We start from the raw sequence: 19,156 nt of genomic DNA, 5'->3' as shown, positions 1-19,156 counted from the left end.
GCGGAGCCGGATGGGGAAGGGCTGTGGAGAACCGGGGGACGAGCGCCCCCCGGTCCTGTGGACAGGCTGGGATCAGGGCTTCTTGGGCTCGGCCGGCTTCGCGGCGTCTGCGGGCTTGGCCGCATCGGCCGGCTTGGCCGCCTCGGCGGGCTTGTCGAGGCGCTCGACCTTGCCCTTCGAGCGCAGCGCCAGGACGATGTCGGTCTGGGCCTTGCGGGTCAGATATTGCTGGATCTGGTCCTTGACCTCTTCGAAGGGGGGAACCGGCTTGTTCCGCTTCTCCTCCACCTTGATGACGTGCCAGCCGAACTGGCTCTTCACCGGCTCGGAGACCTGGCCGGGCTCCATCTTGAAGGCCGCGTCGGCGAATTCCGACACCATGCGGTCCTTCGCGAACCAGCCGAGATCGCCGCCCTCCTTGCCCGAACCCGGGTCCTTGGAGAGCTCCGCCGCCACCTTGGCGAAGTCCTCGCCCTTCTTGACGCGCTCGGCGGCCGCCTTGGCGTCCTCCTCCTTCTCCACCAGGATGTGGCGCGCGTGGACCTCCGGCTCGGGCTTCAGGTCCTTCACGGTGTCGGCGTAGAGCGCCTTCATCTTGTCTTCGCTGACGGCCTTCTTGGCCTCCTGGCCGAGATATTCGTCGAGCAGGAGCTTGTCGCGCTGGTAGGCCAGCCTCGTCTCGAAGTCGGGGTTCGACCCCACCTTGGCGTCGCGGGCGGCGCGGGCGCCGAGCTTCAGGTCGGACAGGTAGCCGACCAGATAGTCGCGCTTCGCCGGCTCGGGCATCTGCGGCATGCTGGCGCCGAGATCCTCGGCGGCCAGCTCCAGGTCGCGCTCGGTGATCTTGAGGCCGTCCACCGTGGCCACGACCTTGTCGGAGGCGGGCGCGGGAGCCGTCTGGGCCTGCGCGGCGACGAGCCCCAGCCCGAGCGCGACGGCGGCGAGAGTCAGGATCCTGGCCGAACTCGTGAACGGGGTTGGGCGGAATGCGTGCTTCGCGTCAATCATCAGGGTCAATTCCGGTTCGGCGCTCGGGAGCGCAGGTGGGCGCGCTTCGCTGCGCAGAAGTGGAGCATGGCGCAACGGCTTGCAAGTCGTGTTGTCGCGCTCACCCCTCCCCCCGTTTGAAAAACCCGCATCGTGACACCATCTTGACCAAGCCGCGGCGCCGCTCGGGCGGACCCCGGCGTTCCGCCTGAAAGCTTAAAGGGCCGTGCGTCTCGGCGCGGATGGCGCTATAAGCCCCTCCGACAATCCCTCCCCGGCGACCGGTCCCGACCGTCTCGCCGGCTTTCGACGTTAGAAGGGTCTTCGATGTTCGGCGCACTTGCCAAGAAGGTGTTCGGCTCGGCCAACGACCGACGGCTCAAGACGTACCGTCCCCGGATCGCGGCCATCAACGCGCTGGAGGCGGAAGTCTCCGCCCTTACGGACGAGCAGCTTCGCGCCCGCACGGACGACTTCAAGCGGCAGGTCGCCGAGGGCAAGAGCCTCGACGACATCCTGGAGCCCGCCTTCGCCACGGTGCGCGAGGCGGCCAAGCGCGTGCTCGGCCAGCGCCATTTCGACGTGCAGCTGATCGGCGGCATGGTGCTTCACGAAGGCTCGATCGCCGAGATGAAGACCGGCGAGGGCAAGACGCTCGTCGCCACCCTGCCGACCTATCTGAACGCGCTAAGCGGCAAGGGCGTCCACGTCGTCACCGTGAACGACTATCTGGCCCGCCGCGACGCGGAGTGGATGGGGCAGGTCTACCGCTTCCTGGGCCTCAGCGTCGGCATCATCGTGCATGGCCTGGACGACATGGAGCGGGCCGAAGCCTACGCCTGCGACATCACCTACGGCACCAACAACGAGTTCGGCTTCGACTACCTGCGCGACAACATGAAGTACGAGCTGAACCAGATGGTCCAGCGCGGACACAACTTCGCGATCGTCGACGAGGTGGACTCGATCCTGGTCGACGAGGCGCGCACGCCGCTGATCATCTCCGGCCCGCTGGACGACCGGTCCGAGCTCTACAACTCCATCGACGCCCTGCTGCCCCGGCTTGTGAAGGGCGACTACGAGGTCGACGAGAAGCAGCGCGCCGTGTCCCTGACGGAGGCCGGCAACGAGCATATCGAGGAGCTGCTGGAGGGCGCGGGCCTGCTGAAGGAAGGCTCGCTCTACGACGCCGCCAACGCCACCCTGGTGCATCACGTCAACCAGGCGCTGCGCGCGCACACGCTGTTCCAGCGCGACAAGGACTACATCGTGCGCAACGGCGAGGTCGTCATCATCGACGAGTTCACCGGCCGCATGATGCCGGGCCGCCGCTATTCGGAAGGCCTCCACCAGGCGCTCGAAGCCAAGGAGCGCGTGCAGGTCCAGCCCGAGAACCAGACGCTGGCCTCCATCACGTTCCAGAACTATTTCCGTCTGTACAAGAAGCTCGCCGGCATGACCGGCACGGCGGCCACCGAAGCCGACGAGTTCCTCGACATCTACAAGCTCGAGGTCGTCGAGATCCCGACGAACCTGACGGTCAGCCGCCTCGACGAGGACGACGAGGTCTATCGCACCGCCGCCGAGAAGGTGAAGGCGATCGTGCGCGAGATCGAGGCCGCGGCCGAGAAGGGCCAGCCCATCCTGGTCGGCACCACCTCCATCGAGAAGTCCGAGCAGCTCGCCGACTTCATGGTCCAGCAGGGCTATACGCTGATCGACTTCTCCAATCCGACCGCCCTGGAGCCGCTCTACCGCGCCGCCCGCGACGGCAAGCCGGCCCGGACCTTCGCGGTCCTGAACGCCCGCTTCCACGAGCAGGAGGCCTTCATCGTGGCCCAGGCCGGGGTGCCCGGCGCGGTCACGATCGCCACCAACATGGCCGGCCGAGGCACCGACATCCAGCTCGGCGGCAACGCCGACATGCGCATCCGCCACGAGCTCGTCGACCTGCCCGAGGGCGAGGCCCGCGACGGCCGGATCGCCGCCATCCGGGCGGAGGTCGCCGAACTCAAGCAGAAGGCGCTCGCCGCCGGCGGCCTCTACGTGGTCGGCACCGAGCGGCACGAGAGCCGGCGCATCGACAACCAGCTGCGCGGCCGTTCGGGCCGCCAGGGCGATCCCGGACGCTCGAAGTTCTTCCTGTCGCTGCAGGACGACCTGATGCGCATCTTCGGGTCCGAGCGCATGGACGGCATGCTGCAGAAGCTCGGCCTGAAGGAGGATGAGGCGATCATCCATCCCTGGATCAACAAGGCCATCGAGAAGGCGCAGCAGAAGGTCGAAGCCCGCAACTTCGACATGCGCAAGAACATCCTCAAATACGACGACGTCATGAACGACCAGCGCAAGGTCGTGTTCGAGCAGCGCCGCGAGTTCATGGCCGAGGAGACCGTGCGGGCCACCATCGACGACATGCGCCACGGCGTCGTCGACGACCTCGTCGCCCGCCACATCCCCGAGGCCGCCTATCCCGAGCAGTGGGACGTCGCCGGCCTCGACGAGGACGTGCAGCGCCTGCTCAACCTGGAGGTTCCGGTCGGCGACTGGGCCAAGGAGGAGGGGATCGCCGACGAGGAGATCCGCGAGCGCATCAAGGCCGCCGCCGACGAGGCCTATGAGGGGCGCATCGAGAAGAACACCGCCGAGGTGATGACCTATGTGGAGAAGCAGGTGCTGCTCCAGATGCTCGATCACCTGTGGCGCGAGCATCTCGTCACGCTGGACCATCTCCGGCAGGTCATCGGCTGGCGCTCCATGGCCCAGCGCGACCCGCTGAACGAGTACAAGCAGGAAGCCTTCGAGCTGTTCGACGGCCTGATCACGCATCTGCGCGAGCAGGTCACCGCCCAGCTGATGCGGGTGGAGGTGATGTTCGACGCCCCGCCCCAGCAGGAGCTGCCGCCCATGCAGGCCACCCATCTCGATCCGCTGACCGGCGAGAACGAGATGGCCCCCATGGACGTGCATACGCGGGCGGCCATGCAGCTCGGCTTCCAGGCGGACGAGCCGGTCCCGGCGGCGCAGCGCGATCCGAACGACCCGTCGACCTGGGGCCGCGTCGGCCGCAACGAGCCCTGCCCCTGCGGCTCGGGCAAGAAGTACAAGCACTGCCACGGCGCCATCGCCTGACGCGCGGCGCGGGCCCCGGGCCCGCCCTGCCCTGATCATCCAGACATGAAAAAGGCCGGCGCGAAGCCGGCCTTTTTGCTGTGTCTCGCGGTCGCCCGGACCTTACTGCTGCAGCGAAGCCTGCCGCTGGGGCGGCGCGTCGGGAGCCTTGGCCTGCCGCCGCGGCGGCAGCGGCGCCTTGACGGGCTGCGGCTGGGCGGGCTCGCTGGACACGGGCGCGGAGGCCTGCTCGTCGGCGCCGACGCCGAGCCAGCGCTTGTAGAAGGGCCGTCCCTCGCTCTCGCCCGCCTTTGCCGGCGCGGCGGAGGCGGATGCGACCCCGCCCTCGGACCGGGATCCGAACAGCGAGCCGATGGCGCTGAAGGCGCCCGACGGCGCCGGGGCCGGCGCGAGCGCCGCGGCGGCGACAGGGGCCGCCGGCTGGACGGCCGCGACCGTCCACCGGGCCTTGTCGGCCTCGTGCGACGCCACGGCCTTGGCGGGTTCGCTCTTGGCCGGGGCCGCCTTGGCGACCGCGGCCTTCTCGGCGGGAGCCTTTTCGACAGGAGCCTTTTCGACAGAAGCCTTGGCGGCTGCCGGCTCGGCCTGCGCCACGGAGACCGGGGCCTGCTTGCGCTGCCCGCGCTCGTCGACGGCGTATTCCTCGACCGCGTCGACCGCCTCGGGGCGGCTGATGTCGCCCATCGACGCCATCTTGACCGGGGTCATCGCGGCGGCCGCATAGCGGTCGTCGGAGCCGGCGGAGGCGGCGTAGCGGCCGGTGCGGTAGGACATGTGCTGGCCGCCGTCGGCGTACTGCACGCGGACCGCCGCCACGCCCTTGCTGACGAGCTCGGCGACCTTCTCCTGGTCCTGCCGGTCCTTGGCGGCCACCGCCTGGGCGACGCCCTCGTCCATCTTGATGGCCGGGCAGGCGCCGGTCGGGTCGAGGCGCTGGGCGCCGTCGGCGTCGAACACGTATTTGCCGCCGCAATAGGCCACCTTCGGCTCTTGCTTGGTGACCTCGAAATGATCGCTGCCTTCCTTCAGGTTCTTCCAGAAGGGCATGTTCGGGTCGTGGCGGAACTTGGCGAGGTTCTCCGCCGTCATCCGGAACGGATAGGACTGGAACTGAACCGCCTTCTGGCCCCCGTTGAGGGACTCGCGCATGACCGCGTAGATCTCTTCGATCTGCTCGTTCGTCATCGCGAAGCAGCCGCGCGACGAGCAGGTCCCGTGCACCATGATGTCGCCGCCGTTGCGGCCCATGGCGCGTTCCATCGGGTTCGGGTAGCCGACGTTGAAGCTCAGCCAGTAGGCCGAGTTCGGATTCATCTGGGCCGCGGTGACCTGGTAGAAGCCCTCGGGAACCTGACGGTCCCCTTCGCGTTTCTTGGGTCCGAGCTGCCCCGACCAGCGGCAGATCGGGTAGGTCTTGATGAGCGCGTACTGGCCGGCCGAGTTCTGCTTCCAGACCTCGATCTCGGATTCCTTCTTGTAGGCGCGGATCAGGACCGGAGAACTGCGCGTGGCGCCCTGGCTCGCCATGAGGGCCAGCGTGTCGGACGGGATCGGCGCGTAGGCGCGCGCCGGATAGCGTCCGGACTCGGCGTTGCAGCCCGCAAGGAACGCTCCCGCCACGCCCAGCACGGCGAGGCGGGCGAGCGGAGCGCGGGCGAAAGACGCCCGAAGCTTCGATATCTGGGACAGCGTCATCGACATCAGGCAATCCTCGAGATCGTCGTTGCGACCCCTGCGCTCGATTAGAACCGTCAACCTTTACGGAACCTTACCGGCGGTTGCAGGCTTGCGCCAGCGTGGTGAACCGAGTCTTAACAGCCTGGCGTCTGGCGCGCCTTGGCTAGAGCTTCCGGCCTACGGCCAGAAACTTCTCAGCACGTTTGGCACGAATCTCGTCCCGGGAAAAGCCTGTGAGCTGCGCCAGCTCGGCTTCGAGCGCCTGTCCGGCCGCCTGCACGGCCGCATCGGGATCGCGGTGCGCCCCGCCGGCCGGCTCGGGCACGATGCCGTCGATGACGCCGAATTTCAGCAGGTCCTGCGCGGTGATCTTCATGTTGGTGGCGGCGTCCTGCGCCCGCGCGCTGTCGCGCCACAGGATGGACGCAGAGGCCTCCGGCGACGCCACCGTGTAGATGGCGTGCTCCAGCATCAGCACGGTGTTGCAACTGGCGATCGCCACCGCGCCGCCCGATCCGCCCTCGCCGATCACCAGCGCGACATTGGGCGCCCCCAGCGCCAGGCACGCGTCCGTGGACCGGGCGATGGCCTCGGCCTGTCCGCGCTCCTCCGCGCCGATGCCCGGATAGGCGCCGGCGGTGTCGACGAAGCTCAGCACCGGCAGGCCGAAACGGTCGGCGAGCTCCATCAGGCGGGCGGCCTTGCGGTAGCCCTCCGGCATGGCCATGCCGAAATTGTGCTTGAGGCGGGTCTCGGTGTCCGCGCCCTTCTCCTGTCCGATCACGCAGACCGACTGGCCGCGGAACCGCCCGAAGCCGCCGATGATGGCCTCGTCCTCGCCGAAGACCCGGTCGCCGGCGAGCGGCGTGAAGTCCTCGATCAGGGCAGACAGGTAGTCGACGAAATGCGGCCGCAGCGGATGGCGCGCCACCATGGTCTTCTGCCACGGGGTCAGGGCCGCGTAGAGGTCCTTCAGCTGGGCCCCGGCCTTCGCCTCGAGCTGCTCGATCTCCTTGGCCAGCGCGGGCGAGCCGCTGCTTTCGGCGACGCTGCGCAACTCGTCGGCCTTGGCCTCGAGCTCCGCGACGGGCTTTTCAAAGTCGAGATAGCTTCGCATCGGGCGAATGTCGGCGCCTGTCGCTGGGGGCGGAGGTGATCCGCCCGGTGAAAACAAGCCCCGCATTGGGGGAGGCTGGGCGGCGGATAAGTGGCCCGCCGCGCCCTGTTAGTCAAGCGACGCCATGCGCGCCGGGTCCGGCAGCCGGGACGCGGGCGCGGGCGCCAGCACGGGGCGCATCCGGGTCGCGACGCGCCGGGCCTGCCGCACCGCCACCGGCCGGTACAGCGTTTTCGTCGCCTCGATGATGTGGACGCCGGCGAAAGGCAGCGCCAGCGTCACCCCCACGCGCTCCCACGCGATGGCCGACTTCAGGAAGGCCCGGCGCGGAATTGGCGGCACATAGAGCGCCTCGGCCCAGTGGACGGGCGAGAACAGCGCCTCCCGCAGCACGCCGGTGAGCTGTCCCCGCGAGAAGGGCTGGCCCTGCCCGAAGGGGGTGGTGTCCATGCGCGCCCACAGGCCGCGCCGGTTCGGGGCGACGATGATCAGCCGTCCGCCGGGGTTGAGGATGCGCCACATCTCCGACAGCAGCTCGCGCGGGCTCTCGCCCGTCTCCAGCGCATGCACGACCAGGATGCGGTCCATGGACGCGTCCGGCAGGGGCATCATGTCCAGCTCCGCCAGCGCGGTCGCCGACAGCCCGTTGGGCGGCCAGTTCACCACGCCCTGCGCCGCGCCCATGACGGCGATGGTCCGCTCCGCCTCATGCGTGAAGGCGTCCAGATAGGGCGTGGCGTAGCCGATCCCCAGCACCGCCATGCCGGACACGTTCTCCCATCGCGTCCGGATGGCGCGGCCGAGCAGGCGCCGGGCCACGGCGCCGAGCGGGCCGGAGTAGAAGGTCCGCAGATCGACGACGTCGAGACTCATGGCGGACCGATCATGGACGATGGCGTCATGCGCGCTTGCGCTCCGGTGGGCGGCAGCCATGAAGCAGAACGCCATTGCCGGATGCAAGGCGCCACCCGACAATAAGCGCCTGACACGCCCGTTCCATGGCCGCCCTCGGGGCGGCCCGATCCCCCACAGGTGACCCATGCCCGCCGAAATCCGCCAGTTCATCGTCGCGTCCGACAATTTCGGGGTGCTGCTGCATGATCCCTCGACCGGGGCGACGGCGTCCATCGACGCCTGCCAGGAGGAGCCCATCCTGAACGCGCTGAACGAGGCCGGGTGGACGCTGACCCACATCCTGGTGACCCATCACCATGACGACCACATCGCCGCCATCCCGGGCCTGAAGGCGCGCACCGGCGCCCGCGTGATCGGTCCCGCCAAGGACCAGGACCGCATCCCCGGCATGGACCGCGGGCTCAACGAGGGCGACGCCGTCATCGTCGGGTCGCTCGGCGCGACCGTCATCGAGACGCCCGGGCACACCCGCAACCACATCAACTATCACTTCCCGGAGGAGCGGCTGCTGTTCTCCGGCGACACGCTGTTCTCGCTCGGATGCGGCAGGCTGTTCGAGGGCACGCCCGCCGATATGTTCAAGTCGCTGGGCAAGCTCGCGGCCCTTCCGGACGAGACCCGCGTCTATTGCGGGCACGAATACACGCTGTCCAACGCGCGCTTCGCGCTGACCGTGGACCCGGACAACTCCGCCCTCAAGGCCCGGGCCGCCGAGGTCGAGCAGCTGCGCGCCGCCGGCGCCTTCACGCTGCCGACCACCATCGGCCGCGAGAAGGCGACCAATCCGTTCCTTCGCGCCGGCGACCCGGCGGTGGCCGCGGCCGTCGGCATGGCGGGCCGAACCCCGCTCGAGGTCTTCACGGAGCTGCGCGAGCGCAAGAACCGGGCGTGAGCGTGCGCGGCGAGGACCAGTCCATGACGGCGGCCGAGATCGTCGCCCTGCTCGGCCTGGAGCCGCACCCCGAGGGCGGCTTCTTCCGGGAGACCTTCCGCGACCCGCAGCGCGGGCCCGACGGGCGCGCCGCCTCCACGCTGATCTACTTCCTGCTGCGCGCCGAAGACGTGTCGGCTTGGCATCGGGTGGACGCGGTCGAGACCTGGCACTATTACGCCGGGGCGCCGCTGGTGATCACCCTGTCGCCCAACGGCCATGACGCGTCCGCGCATCATCTCGGCCCGCATCTGCGCGTCGGCCAGCGGCCGCAGATCGTGGTTCCGGCCGGCTGCTGGCAGACCGCCGTCAGCCTGGGGGCCTGGACGCTGGTCGGCTGCACGGTCGCGCCCGGATTCGAGTTCTCCGGCTTCGAGCTCGCCCCGCCGGACTGGCGTCCGACGCCGCGGCGCGCCTGAGCCTCAATCGTGAGGAGCCGCCCATGGCGGACATGACCGCCGAGACCCGTCCCGACCCCGCGCTGGCCCTGACGGCCGCGCTGGAGCGCCACAGCGCCCGCGCCTGGCCGGCGCCCGAATATGTCGCCGTGCATGGCTGGGAGCTGCGCTTCGCGCCAGGGTCGCGGTCCCGCAGGGTCAACTCGCTGACCGCCGTCAAGCCCGAGCCGGGGCGTTTCGGCGAGACGCTCGCGCTCGCCCGCAAGCTGTGCGCCCAGCGCGACGTTCCCTGCACGGTGCGGCTCACCCCGCTCGCCGGCGAGGAGCCCGCGCGCGAACTCGCCGGGATGGGTTTCGACGTCGGCCAGGACGCCACATCGGTGATGGTCGCCCCGGTGGGCCGCTTCGAGCCGCCCGCCCCGGTCTCGATCCTGGACCACGTCACCGAGGGCTGGCTCGACGGCATGGCCGCCTCCGGAGCGAGCCTGGACGAGCGGCGGCTGATCGGGCGGCTGGTGAGCGCCGTGCGGATGCCCCAGGGCTTCGCCACGGCCTTCGCGCAGGACGGACCCGCCGCCTTCGGCCGCGTCGCGTGCGAGAGGGGCGTCGCCGGGATCTTCCACGTCTGCACCAACCCGGCGTCGCGCCGGCAGGGCCACGGCCGCACCCTCATGGAGGCGCTGCTGGCCTGGGCGAGGGCGCAGGGCGCGATGCGCGCCTATCTGCAGGTCGTCGCCGCCAACGCGCCGGCGGTGGCGCTCTACCGGGAGTTCGGGTTCCGCGAGGCCTACCGCTATTCCTACGTGACGCTCTGAAAGCCGCTCAGCGCCGGCGCAGCGCGTCCAGGCTGGCCAGCAGCGCGCCGGCGACGATCAGCGCCGTCGCGGCGGCCAGCGACCAGGTCGCCGAGGCGAAGCCCGCCGCCACCAGGATGATGGTGGACAGCACCGGCGCGGCGTAGGACGCGACGCCGAGGAGCCGGATGTCGCCGTGCTTCACGCCGTGGTCCCACAGGTAGAACGCCGCCCCGACCGGGCCGAGGCCGAGCCCGACGATGGCGAACCATTGCGTCGCGCCCGCCGGCCAGACGGTGGTCTCGAAGGCGAGATGGCACGCCAGCGACAACGCCGCGGTGGCCAGGCAGAATCCCACCACAGCGTCGGTCGGCACCGCGCCGAAGCGCCGCGACAACACCGAATAGCCCGACCACACGAAGGCGCAGGCCAAGGCGAGCCCGTAGCCGGGCGCGTAGCGCGGATCGAGCGACAGCCCGCCCGTGCGGCCGGCGATCAGCACCGCTACGCCGGCGAGGCCCATCAGCGCCCCGGCCACGTGGGCAGGCTTCAGTCTTTCGCCGGGCAAGAGGGCGGAGAACAGCACGATGAGCAGGGGCCACAGATAGGCCACCAGCCCGGCCTCGGCCGGCGGCGCCAGGCGCAGCGCGGCGAAATAGAGCGCGTGATAGCCGAAGAGGCCGCCCACCCCCAGCAGCCAGACGGGCCAGGGCTGCGCCAGGCTGCGCGCCGCGGCGGGCCGCGCGACCCAGCTCAGCGCCCCCATCGCGCCGCCGATCGCGAAGGTCATGGCGGCCAGCTGAAAGGGCGGAGCCGTCCCGGACGCCGCCGTCATCAGGGCCAGCGACGACCACAGCAGGATGGCCCCGAACCCTGACAGGGTCGCGGCGAAGGAGGAGCGTGCGGGGGTGACGTTCAGGGGCGGCGCGTTCACCGCGCAGGTCTAGCCATTCCGCGCCGGCATGAAAAGCGCCGATCGGGACCGCGGGCCGTCAGGCCCGCACCGGGCGCAAGCGCCCGATGCGAAGCCGGAAACGGACCTCAGGTCATCGCCTGCCCGCCATTGGCCGAGATGGTGGAGCCGGTGATGAAGCCGGCGTCGTCCGAGGCCAGGAAGGCCACGATCCGGGCGATCTCCTCCGGCTCGCCGAGGCGGCCCACCGGGATCTGCGGAATGATCCGGGTCTTCAGCACGTTCTCGTCGATGGCGCGCACCATCTCGGTCCCGATATAGCCGGGGCAGATGGCGTTGACGGTGATGTTCTTCGCCGCGCCCTCCTGGGCCAGCGCCTTGACGAAGCCGAGATCGCCGGCCTTGGAGGCCGAATAGTTCACCTGGCCCATCTGGCCCTTCTGGCCGTTGATCGACGAAATGACGATCACGCGCCCGAAGCTGCGGTTGCGCATCCCCTCCCAGACCGGGCGGGTGACGTTGAACAGGCTGTCCAGGTTGGTGCGGATGACGGCCGACCACTGGTCCTTGGTCATCTTGTGGAAGAAGCCGTCCCGGGTGATGCCGGCGTTGTTGACCAGCACGTCGATCGGGCCGAGCTCGGCCTCGACCTGGGCGACGCCGGCCGCGCTCGCGTCGAAGTCGCCGACGTCCCACTTGAACACCGGGATGCCCGTCTCGGCCTTGAAGGCCTGCGCGGCCTCGTCGTTGCCGGCGTAGTTCGCCGCGACGTTGAAGCCGGCGGCCTTCAGCCCCTTGCTGATGGCCGCGCCGATGCCGCGCGTGCCTCCCGTAACCAGTGCAACTCTCGCCATGGCGTCTTCCTCTCCCTGATTGGTCCGCGACGCGGGCCTGCCGCCCGTCTGCGGCCTGGTTCAGCCGCGGGCCGGGGGCGTCCCCCGGTCCGTCGAGCCGTCGAGCCGGAGCTTAGCGCTCCAGGCACATGGCGATGCCCATGCCGCCGCCGATGCACAGCGTCGCCAGGCCCTTCTTGGCGTCGCGGCGGTTCATCTCGTGCAGCAGGGTGACGAGCACGCGGGCTCCCGAGGCGCCGATCGGATGGCCGATCGCGATCGCGCCGCCATTGACGTTCACCTTGTCGGTGTCCCAGCCCATGTCCTTGTTGACCGCGATGGCCTGGGCGGCGAAGGCCTCGTTGGCCTCGATCAGGTCGAGGTCCCCGACCTTCCAGCCGGCCTTCTCGAGCGCCTTGCGGGAGGACGGGATCGGGCCGGTCCCCATCACGGCCGGATCGACGCCGGCGGTCGCCCAGGAGGCGATGCGGGCCAGCGGCGTGAGCCCGCGGCGCTGCGCCTCGGCGGCCGTCATGATCACCAGCGCGGCGGCGCCGTCATTGATGCCGGAGGCGTTGCCGGCCGTCACGGTGCCGTCCTTGGAGAAGGCCGGCCGCAGCTTGGCGATCGCGTCATAGGTGGTGCCGGGGCGGATATACTCGTCCTTGTCGACGACGATGTCGCCCTTGCGGGACGCGACCGTGAACGGGACGATCTCGTCCTTGAACTTGCCGCCGGACTGGGCCGCCTCGGCCTTGTTCTGCGAGGCCGTGGCGAAGCGGTCCTGCTCCTCGCGCGTCAGCTGCCACTTGGTGGCGACGTTCTCGGCCGTGTTGCCCATGTGGTAGCCGTGGAACGCGTCCAGCAGGCCGTCCTTCAGCATCGTGTCGACGAGCTTCAGCTCGCCCATCTTCTGGCCGTTGCGCAGGTGGGCCGCGTGCTGCGCCTGCGACATGCTCTCCTGGCCGCCGGCCACGATCACCTTGGCGTCGCCATTGGCGATCTGCTGCATGCCGATGGCCACCGCGCGCAGGCCGGAGCCGCAGAGCTGGTTCAGGCCCCAGGCGGTCTTCTCCTGCGGCACGCCGGCCTTCATGGCGGCCTGGCGGGCCGGGTTCTGGCCCTGGCCGGCTGCGAGGATCTGGCCGAGGATGACCTCGTCCACCTCGTCGGCGGCGACGCCGGCGCGCTCGATGGCGGCCTTCACGGCCGCCGCGCCCAGCTCGTGGGCGGGCGTGTTCGCGAAGGCGCCGTTGAATGAACCCACGGCCGTGCGCGCCGCGCTCACGATCACGATGTCGGTTGCCGCCATGTTGCTTCCTCCTGGATGTGACGTCCGCCTGCGGGAGCGCGTGCTCGCTCTCGTCCGGATGTTAACGGCATCTTTCCGACGCGCTTTGCGCAGCGTCAAGACGCGCGGGCGCCCAGCGTCTCAGCCTTTGGTGGCGGATTCGCCCATCTATTGACCAAAGTCTCATTATACGGGTTGTGCGTTGCGCAGAACGGCTTATCGTCTGGGATAGAGCGCCGGCCTCCGCCCGAGGCGTTTGTTCAGCGAAGACAATGGCCACCGAAAAGCAACCGACCGTCATCAAGAAATACGCCAATCGGCGTCTATACCACACCGGCACGAGCACTTACGTCACGCTCGACGACCTGGCCGGCATGGTGAAGAAGGGCGAAGACTTCGTTGTTTTCGACGCCAAGACCGGCGAGGACATCACCCGCTCCGTTCTGACCCAGATCATCTTCGAGCAGGAAGGAAAGAGCGGGCAGAACCTGCTTCCCATCGCGTTCCTGCGCCAGCTGATCCGGTATTACGGCGACAGCATGCAGGCGCTGGTGCCCAGTTATCTGGAGCATTCCATCCAGATGCTGACCCAGAACCAGCAGAAGTTCCGCGATCATCTGTCGACGACCTTCGGCCCGAATACGTTCGGCTCCGCCGCGTTCAGCGCGATGGAGGAGCAGGTCCAGAAGAACATGACCGTGTTCCGGGACGCGCTGAAGATGTTCACGCCCTTCCCGATCCCCGGCGACGACGCCGCCGCCCAGCCGGGCGCCCCCGCGGCGAAGTCCGCGGAGACCGAAGCCGGCGAGCTCGAGCAGCTGAAGCGGCAGCTCTCCGACGTGCAGAAGCGCCTCGACAAGCTGTCAGGCTGACCCGCTCCGGCGGCGCGTCAGATCAGCGCCGCGGTCAGGGCCGGCCCGGCGGGCGTGACGGGCCTGACCGTCTGGCCGAACAGCTCTCCCTGCAGGTAGTCCACGCCCCATCCCTCGAGGATGCGGGCCGTCTCCTCGTCCTGCACCCACTCGGCCACGGTCGGCACGCCGAGATGGCGGGCGAGATCGACCAGCGTCCGGACGAAGAAGCGGTCGTCGGTGGAGCGGCCGAGATTCTGCACGAAGGCGCCGTCGATCTTGATGAGGTCGACGTTCAGGTCGCGCAGATGGCGGAACGAGGTGTGGCCCGAGCCAAAATCGTCGATCGCCACCCGGATCTGCAGCGCCCGCATGGCCTCGATGGCGCGCTGCGTCGCCTGCAGATCCTCGATCGCGCAGGTCTCGGTGATCTCCACCACCAGGCGGCGGGCGATGTCGGGCGCGGAGCAGAGGCGCCCGGAGAGCGCCTCCACCCAGTCGGGCTGGCGCAGGGTGGCGCTGGACACGTTGAGGGAGAGCTGCGCGGCGGGCAGCTCGGCCAGCTCGGCGATCACCAGGTCCAGCATCCGGTGGTCGATCAGCTGCACGAGGCCGAGCTTCTCGGCCACCGGCACGACCTGCGAGGCCGGCAGCAGCGCGCCGTCGCGTCCCACCACCCGCACCAGCGCCTCGTGATAGGCGGTCTTGCGTGAGCCCGCCTCCACGATCGGCTGCAGCGCCATGGTGACCCGCCTGTCGTTGAGCGCGGCCAGGATCTCGTCGGTGAAGCGGCGGTTGCTCTGGCGCCGGGCGTCGCGGCGGCGATCCGGCGCGAAGGCCACGAAGCTGCGGCTGGGCGACAGCTTGGCGTCGTTCAGCGCCTCCTCGACATGCTGCATGGCCTGCGCGGCGGTCTGCCCGAAGCGCGGCAGCAGGATGCCGCCGATGCGCACCGACGCGCCGATCGGCCCGGCCGAGGTCGGCATCGGCTCAGCCCGCACCGCGTCGACGAAGCGCTGCGCCGCGATCGGCATCTGCTCCTCGCCGCAGCCCATCAGGATCACGGCGAGCTTGTTGCCCGAGTAGCGCGCCAGGCTGTCGCCCCTGCGCATGACCGCCCGCAGGCGCTGCGCCGTCCCGGCGATCACCTCATCGGCGGCGTCGAGGCCGAACGCCTCGTTGATGTCGGCCAGCCCCTCGATGCCGATCAGCGTCACCCCGAGCGAGCGCTGCTGGCGGCGCGCCAGCGCGATCTCCTCGCCCAGGGCCTCGGCGAACTGCGCCCGCGTCATCGCGCCCGTCAGGTCGTCCACGCCGCTCGCCGCGGTGTCCAGCACGGGTTCGGGCACCACGCGGACCACCCCGTGGACGCGCACGGGACGGCCGTCCGCGCCCGCGAACCACCGGCCGGTGTCCTGCACCCAGAGAGGCGGCCCCTTGCCGGCCTTGACCGCGTAGGTGGTCTGGAAGGGCGCGCCATGCCCGTCGTCGCGCTGGCCCGAGCGCGTCACCGCCTCATAGCGCGACGAGCCCGAATCCGGCGCGATCAGCCGCGCATAGGCCCGCCCGGACGCGATCGTCGTGGCGTCCGGAAAGCCGAACAGCGCGGGCGCGTTGCCGCCCCACGCGATCTCGTCGGAGGCAATGTTCCAGGTGTAGAGCGTCTCGCCGATGGAGCTCAGCACCATCCGCAGGTCGGCGATCGTCGCCGCCACGAGGTCTTCCGACCGGGAGGGCGTCCCAGAGGCTCCGTCTCGCCGGTCGTCCATGGGCCGAAAGCCTCGTCATCCGCAGGCTGGAGAGCTGCGCCGTCCACAAGCCAGGCGTCTCGCGCCGTTGCGGACCCACGGTGAAGGAGCGAAGGTTAAGGCGGGGTTAAGGCGAGCCGGGAGCGTGAGGCAAGGCTCTTGCAACGCCCCCTGGAACCCGCAGGGGGCCGTTTCGTTTCGAGACGAACAGGGAAGATCCGGATGGGCGAGGTCGAGCAGCAAGGTCGGGCCGTCGCGGTGATCGCGCCGCTCGATCCGGCGCGCGCCGAACCGGCCCGGGAGTCCGAGAGCCCGCCGGGCGCGCGGCGCCCCGACGCGGCGTTCCTGGCGCAGCTCGTCGCCATGCGCGAGGCTCTTCCGTCGCAGCGCGCCAAACGCAGAGCGGCGCCGGATGAGGGCGCCGCCGCGTATCGGTCTTCGTCGGTGTTGCGCAGGCCCGCGGCTCGCGCCGGCCTCGACGTCGTCGCCTGAGCGAAGCGGCTCCCGCAGGAGCCGCCCGCGGCGGCTTACGCCTCGGTCTTGACCTTCAGCACCTGGCGACCGCGATACATGCCGGTCTTCAGGTCGATGTGGTGGGGACGGCGCAGCTCGCCCGAATCCTTGTCCTCGACATAGGTCGGGTTGGCGAGCGCGTCCGCCGACCGGCGGAACCCGCGCTTCATGGGAGACGTCTTTCGCTTCGGAACGGCCATGGAACTCTCCGGCGTGTCAGGGGTGGCGATCGGGCGTGAACAGGCCTTCGGCCGCCAGCCGCAAATTCGAAGCCGGGCTTATACAGGCATCGGACAAGCGTGGCTAGAGCCTTTGGCCGCGTATTCCGGGCGAACCTTCGAGGGTCGCCGGACCCGCCGGACTCCCGCCGCGCCGGATGGTATCACGGCAGGCGCCCCCAGGCCGCGCCGTCCCGTCCGGGGCGCGCGAGCGCGGGGCCGCGGAGATCCTGCGTGACCAGCGCAACCCCGATTCTCGACCGGGCGGAGTTCATCCGCCTCAACACCGAGCTCCTGCCCACCCCGCATGCGCCGGAGATCCGGCTCCATGTCGCCACCGTGGCGACCGAGCTGTGGTCGAAGACCGAGGAGGAGCTCGGCGAGATCGGACTCGCGCCGCCCTTCTGGGCCTTCGCCTGGGCCGGCGGGCAGGCGTTGGCCCGCTGGATCCTGGACCATCCGGAGGCGGTCCGGGGCCGGCGGGTGCTGGACTTCGCCTCCGGCTCGGGCCTGGCCGGGATCGCGGCCGCGATGGCGGGGGCCGCGCAAGTCGAGGCGACCGACATCGACGCCTTCGCGCTGGCGGCGATCGCGCTCAACGCCCGCGCCAACGGCGTCTCGATCGAGGCCGCCCTCGGCGACGTCGTCGGGCAGGACCGGGGCTGGGACGTCGTCCTGGCGGGCGACGTCTGCTACGAGCGCGACATGGCCTCCGCCGCGACCGCGTGGCTGGAGGGCCTCGCCCGTCGCGGAGCGACGGTGCTGCTGGGCGACCCCGGCCGCAGCTACCTTCCCAAGGACCGGCTGGTCGCCCTGGCCGCCTATCAGGTGCCCACCACCCGCGACCTCGAGGACGCCGAGGTCAAGCGCACCACCGTCTGGCGCTTCGCCGACGCGAAGGGCTGACGGCGTCAGGCCAGCTCGGCCTGCAGGTCGAGCGTGCCGTCCACCCCGATGGCGTCGAAATGCTGCTTGAGGAAGCGGCGGCCGGCCTGCCGGCCGATGTCGTGCAGTTGGGTGAAGAACGCCCAGTCCGCCTGCAGCTTCGACGAGGCGCCGAAATGGCGCAACTCGTCCTGCGCCTCGATGCGGTGCATCCGGATCCGCTTGTAGTGCGTGTCCTTCAGCCGGCCGGCGTCGAGCAGCCGGCGCACGAAGTCGATCGCGCGCAGCTCATGCAGCAGCGAGGCGTTGAACGTGATCTCGTTCACCCGCTCCAGGATGTCGTGGCTGCTCTCGGGCGTCTCGTTTCGGCTGATCGGGTTGATCTGGACCAGGATGATGTCCTCGGTCTTCGTCTCGGTGAAGAACGGGAACAGCACCGGGTTGCCCATGTAGCCGCCGTCCCAGAAGGGCTGCCCGTCCACCTCCACGGCCTTGAACAGCGTCGGCAGCGCCGCCGACGCCATGAGCATGTCGGCGGTGAGCTCATCGCCCCGGAACACCCTCACCTTGCCGGTGTGCACGTTGGTGGCCGCCACGAAGAGCTTCGGCTCGGCATGCTCGCGCACGCGGGCGAAGTCGATGTGGCGCTCCACCACCGCGCGCAGCGGGTTGATGTCGAGCGGATTGAACTCCGAGGGCGACAGCATGGGCGGCGTGAAGGAGCCGAACCAGCCGGCGCCGCCGTTCGAGCCGAGCCGCCATGCGCCCAGGAGCATGTCGAAGATCGCCCGCTGCGGCCCCTGCAGCTCCCCGTCGATGGCGACCGCGCGCCAGAACGCCGCCAGCTTGCGCCGCGCCGCGTCGGGTCCGCCGCCGGCGATTCCGCAGGCCACCATGGCGGCGTTCATCGCTCCCGCGCTGGTCCCGCTGAGGCCCTCGATCTCGAGCCGGCCGTCCGCCAGCAGCGCGTCGAGGACGCCCCACGTGAAGGCGCCATGCGCCCCGCCGCCCTGCAGGGCGAGGTTGACGCGCTTGCGCGCCGCCGGCGTGGGGACCGGGGTCCTGGGCTGGGCGGCGGGCTTCCGGCCCGGAGAGGCGCTCATGCTCACTCCGCCGTCCAGCCGCCGTCGACCGAGAGATTGGCGCCGGTGATCTGGGCGGCCGCGTCGCCGCACAGGAACAGCGCCAGCGCGGCGACCTGCTCGACGGTGACGAACTGCTTGGTCGGCTGCGCCTGCAGCAGCACGTCGTGGATCACCTGCTCGCGCGTCATGCCGCGGGCCTGCATGGTCTCGGGGATCTGCTTCTCCACCAGCGGCGTCCACACATAGCCGGGCGAGATGCAGTTCGCCGTCACCCCGAAGGTGGCCAGCTCCAGCGCCGCCGTCTTGGTCAGCCCCGCCAGCCCGTGCTTGGCGGTGACGTAGGCGGCCTTGTAGGGCGAGGCCACGAGCGAATGGGCCGAGGCGGTGTTGATGATGCGCCCCCATCGGCGCGCCTTCATGCCCGGGACGGCGGCCCGGATGGCGTGGAAGGCGGCGGACAGGTTGATCGCCAGGATGGCGTTCCACTTGTCGACCGGGAACTCCTCGATCGGGGCGACGAACTGGATGCCGGCGTTGTTCACCAGCACGTCGACGGACCCGAAGCGGGCCTCGGCCTGCGCGATCATGGCGGCGATCTCGTCCGGCTTCGTCATGTCGGCGGCCGAATAGGCGGCCTTGACGCCGAACTCGGCCTCGATCCCAACCCGCTCGGCCTCGATCGCGGCGGCGTCGCCGAAGCCGTTGATGACGACGTTCGCCCCGTCCTTGGCGAGGGCGCGGGCGATGGCGAGCCCGATGCCGGACGTGGAGCCCGTGACGACGGCGGTCTTGTTGGCGAGCGACATGAGAGAACTCCTGGCTGGACGCGACGCGTGTTCGCAGGCGCAGCAAACCCCCGCACCTTTTT

18 protein-coding genes are annotated in these 19,156 nt (G+C 70.1%); 7 read left to right on the top strand and 11 right to left on the bottom strand.

All coding sequences use genetic code 11. The annotated features are described in order from the left end of the window. Positions 1-72: 72 nt before the first annotated feature. Entirely contained in the window at positions 73-1,008 is a 936-nt protein-coding gene (locus ACYVO7_RS15890; RefSeq protein ID WP_460450781.1) for a peptidylprolyl isomerase, read from the bottom strand. A 306-nt stretch (positions 1,009-1,314) separates the two neighbouring features. Between ACYVO7_RS15890 and secA the strand changes: the two genes are divergently transcribed. After that, complete coding sequence (gene secA / locus ACYVO7_RS15885) at positions 1,315-4,119, top strand: preprotein translocase subunit SecA (RefSeq protein WP_460450780.1); 2,805 nt, start codon at positions 1,315-1,317, stop codon at positions 4,117-4,119. 102 nt (positions 4,120-4,221) lie between these two features. On the opposite strand, the gene ACYVO7_RS15880 is transcribed toward secA, so the two are convergent. The 3 genes from ACYVO7_RS15880 to ACYVO7_RS15870 form a co-directional block, all read right to left on the bottom strand. Then, positions 4,222-5,820, bottom strand: coding sequence for a L,D-transpeptidase family protein (locus tag ACYVO7_RS15880; protein ID WP_460450779.1), 1,599 nt, complete (start codon positions 5,818-5,820; stop codon positions 4,222-4,224). A gap of 139 nt (positions 5,821-5,959) precedes the next feature. Beyond that, a complete protein-coding gene (locus ACYVO7_RS15875; protein ID WP_406855024.1) occupies positions 5,960-6,913 on the bottom strand; it encodes an acetyl-CoA carboxylase carboxyltransferase subunit alpha in 954 nt (317 codons plus the stop codon). A 108-nt stretch (positions 6,914-7,021) separates the two neighbouring features. Continuing rightward, positions 7,022-7,786 (bottom strand): methyltransferase domain-containing protein, encoded by a 765-nt coding sequence (locus ACYVO7_RS15870; RefSeq protein WP_460450778.1) that lies wholly within the window; start codon positions 7,784-7,786, stop codon positions 7,022-7,024. A 166-nt stretch (positions 7,787-7,952) separates the two neighbouring features. Between ACYVO7_RS15870 and gloB the strand changes: the two genes are divergently transcribed. The 3 genes from gloB to ACYVO7_RS15855 are packed head-to-tail and all read left to right on the top strand — an operon-like array spanning position 7,953 to position 9,972. After that, positions 7,953-8,720, top strand: a complete 768-nt coding sequence (gene gloB / locus ACYVO7_RS15865) for a hydroxyacylglutathione hydrolase (protein ID WP_460450777.1) — start codon at positions 7,953-7,955, stop codon at positions 8,718-8,720. A 23-nt stretch (positions 8,721-8,743) separates the two neighbouring features. Next, positions 8,744-9,178, top strand: a complete 435-nt coding sequence (locus ACYVO7_RS15860) for a cupin domain-containing protein (protein ID WP_460450897.1) — start codon at positions 8,744-8,746, stop codon at positions 9,176-9,178. Between the two features lie 23 nt (positions 9,179-9,201). Continuing rightward, positions 9,202-9,972: a GNAT family N-acetyltransferase gene (locus tag ACYVO7_RS15855; RefSeq protein ID WP_460450776.1), complete on the top strand. Its 771-nt coding sequence runs from the start codon at positions 9,202-9,204 to the stop codon at positions 9,970-9,972. Between the two features lie 7 nt (positions 9,973-9,979). Here ACYVO7_RS15855 and yddG read toward each other — a convergent pair whose 3' ends face one another. The 3 genes from yddG to ACYVO7_RS15840 form a co-directional block, all read right to left on the bottom strand. Next, complete coding sequence (gene yddG, locus ACYVO7_RS15850) at positions 9,980-10,885, bottom strand: aromatic amino acid exporter YddG (RefSeq protein WP_460450775.1); 906 nt, start codon at positions 10,883-10,885, stop codon at positions 9,980-9,982. A 107-nt stretch (positions 10,886-10,992) separates the two neighbouring features. Then, positions 10,993-11,718: an acetoacetyl-CoA reductase gene (phbB, locus tag ACYVO7_RS15845; RefSeq protein ID WP_460450774.1), complete on the bottom strand. Its 726-nt coding sequence runs from the start codon at positions 11,716-11,718 to the stop codon at positions 10,993-10,995. 112 nt (positions 11,719-11,830) lie between these two features. Continuing rightward, positions 11,831-13,009 carry an acetyl-CoA C-acetyltransferase gene (locus ACYVO7_RS15840; protein ID WP_460450773.1) on the bottom strand — a complete coding sequence of 393 codons (1,179 nt, stop codon included), beginning with the start codon at positions 13,007-13,009 and terminating at the stop codon, positions 11,831-11,833. Positions 13,010-13,260: 251 nt separating this feature from the next. On the opposite strand from ACYVO7_RS15840, the gene phaR reads away from it, so the two are divergent. After that, a complete protein-coding gene (phaR, locus tag ACYVO7_RS15835) occupies positions 13,261-13,860 on the top strand; it encodes a polyhydroxyalkanoate synthesis repressor PhaR (RefSeq protein WP_460450772.1) in 600 nt (199 codons plus the stop codon). 17 nt (positions 13,861-13,877) lie between these two features. Here the strand turns inward: phaR and ACYVO7_RS15830 are convergent, their stop codons facing one another. Continuing rightward, the gene (locus ACYVO7_RS15830; protein ID WP_460450771.1) at positions 13,878-15,554 is read right to left on the bottom strand and encodes an EAL domain-containing protein; all 1,677 of its coding nucleotides are present in this window, start codon (positions 15,552-15,554) and stop codon (positions 13,878-13,880) included. 255 nt (positions 15,555-15,809) lie between these two features. Between ACYVO7_RS15830 and ACYVO7_RS15825 the strand changes: the two genes are divergently transcribed. Further along, complete coding sequence (locus ACYVO7_RS15825) at positions 15,810-16,079, top strand: hypothetical protein (protein WP_460450770.1); 270 nt, start codon at positions 15,810-15,812, stop codon at positions 16,077-16,079. 35 nt (positions 16,080-16,114) lie between these two features. Here ACYVO7_RS15825 and rpmF read toward each other — a convergent pair whose 3' ends face one another. Further along, positions 16,115-16,300, bottom strand: a complete 186-nt coding sequence (gene rpmF, locus ACYVO7_RS15820) for a 50S ribosomal protein L32 (protein WP_406855033.1) — start codon at positions 16,298-16,300, stop codon at positions 16,115-16,117. A 252-nt stretch (positions 16,301-16,552) separates the two neighbouring features. Here rpmF and ACYVO7_RS15815 point away from each other — a divergent pair, with 252 nt between their 5' ends. Then, positions 16,553-17,224, top strand: a complete 672-nt coding sequence (locus ACYVO7_RS15815) for a class I SAM-dependent methyltransferase (RefSeq protein WP_460450769.1) — start codon at positions 16,553-16,555, stop codon at positions 17,222-17,224. 5 nt (positions 17,225-17,229) lie between these two features. Here the strand turns inward: ACYVO7_RS15815 and ACYVO7_RS15810 are convergent, their stop codons facing one another. Next, on the bottom strand, positions 17,230-18,306 hold the full coding sequence (locus ACYVO7_RS15810) for a patatin-like phospholipase family protein (RefSeq protein WP_460450768.1): 1,077 nt from the start codon (positions 18,304-18,306) through the stop codon (positions 17,230-17,232). Positions 18,307-18,308: 2 nt separating this feature from the next. After that, a complete protein-coding gene (locus ACYVO7_RS15805; protein WP_460450767.1) occupies positions 18,309-19,094 on the bottom strand; it encodes a 3-hydroxybutyrate dehydrogenase in 786 nt (261 codons plus the stop codon). Positions 19,095-19,156: the final 62 nt, after the last annotated feature.

The sequence above is a fragment of the Alsobacter sp. SYSU BS001988 genome (assembly GCF_054796215.1).
Note: the sequence above shows the minus strand (reverse complement) of the source record. Positions and strands in the feature narration are given on the sequence as shown.

Coding starts and splice junctions, on each gene's coding strand:
- ACYVO7_RS15890 (WP_460450781.1), bottom strand. CDS start 1,008: ATGATTGACGCGAAGCACGCATTCCGCCCAACCCCGTTCACGAGTTCG.
- secA (WP_460450780.1), top strand. CDS start 1,315: ATGTTCGGCGCACTTGCCAAGAAGGTGTTCGGCTCGGCCAACGACCGA.
- ACYVO7_RS15880 (WP_460450779.1), bottom strand. CDS start 5,820: ATGTCGATGACGCTGTCCCAGATATCGAAGCTTCGGGCGTCTTTCGCC.
- ACYVO7_RS15875 (WP_406855024.1), bottom strand. CDS start 6,913: ATGCGAAGCTATCTCGACTTTGAAAAGCCCGTCGCGGAGCTCGAGGCC.
- ACYVO7_RS15870 (WP_460450778.1), bottom strand. CDS start 7,786: ATGAGTCTCGACGTCGTCGATCTGCGGACCTTCTACTCCGGCCCGCTC.
- gloB (WP_460450777.1), top strand. CDS start 7,953: ATGCCCGCCGAAATCCGCCAGTTCATCGTCGCGTCCGACAATTTCGGG.
- ACYVO7_RS15860 (WP_460450897.1), top strand. CDS start 8,744: ATGACGGCGGCCGAGATCGTCGCCCTGCTCGGCCTGGAGCCGCACCCC.
- ACYVO7_RS15855 (WP_460450776.1), top strand. CDS start 9,202: ATGGCGGACATGACCGCCGAGACCCGTCCCGACCCCGCGCTGGCCCTG.
- phbB (WP_460450774.1), bottom strand. CDS start 11,718: ATGGCGAGAGTTGCACTGGTTACGGGAGGCACGCGCGGCATCGGCGCG.
- ACYVO7_RS15840 (WP_460450773.1), bottom strand. CDS start 13,009: ATGGCGGCAACCGACATCGTGATCGTGAGCGCGGCGCGCACGGCCGTG.
- phaR (WP_460450772.1), top strand. CDS start 13,261: ATGGCCACCGAAAAGCAACCGACCGTCATCAAGAAATACGCCAATCGG.
- ACYVO7_RS15825 (WP_460450770.1), top strand. CDS start 15,810: ATGGGCGAGGTCGAGCAGCAAGGTCGGGCCGTCGCGGTGATCGCGCCG.
- rpmF (WP_406855033.1), bottom strand. CDS start 16,300: ATGGCCGTTCCGAAGCGAAAGACGTCTCCCATGAAGCGCGGGTTCCGC.
- ACYVO7_RS15810 (WP_460450768.1), bottom strand. CDS start 18,306: ATGAGCGCCTCTCCGGGCCGGAAGCCCGCCGCCCAGCCCAGGACCCCG.
- ACYVO7_RS15805 (WP_460450767.1), bottom strand. CDS start 19,094: ATGTCGCTCGCCAACAAGACCGCCGTCGTCACGGGCTCCACGTCCGGC.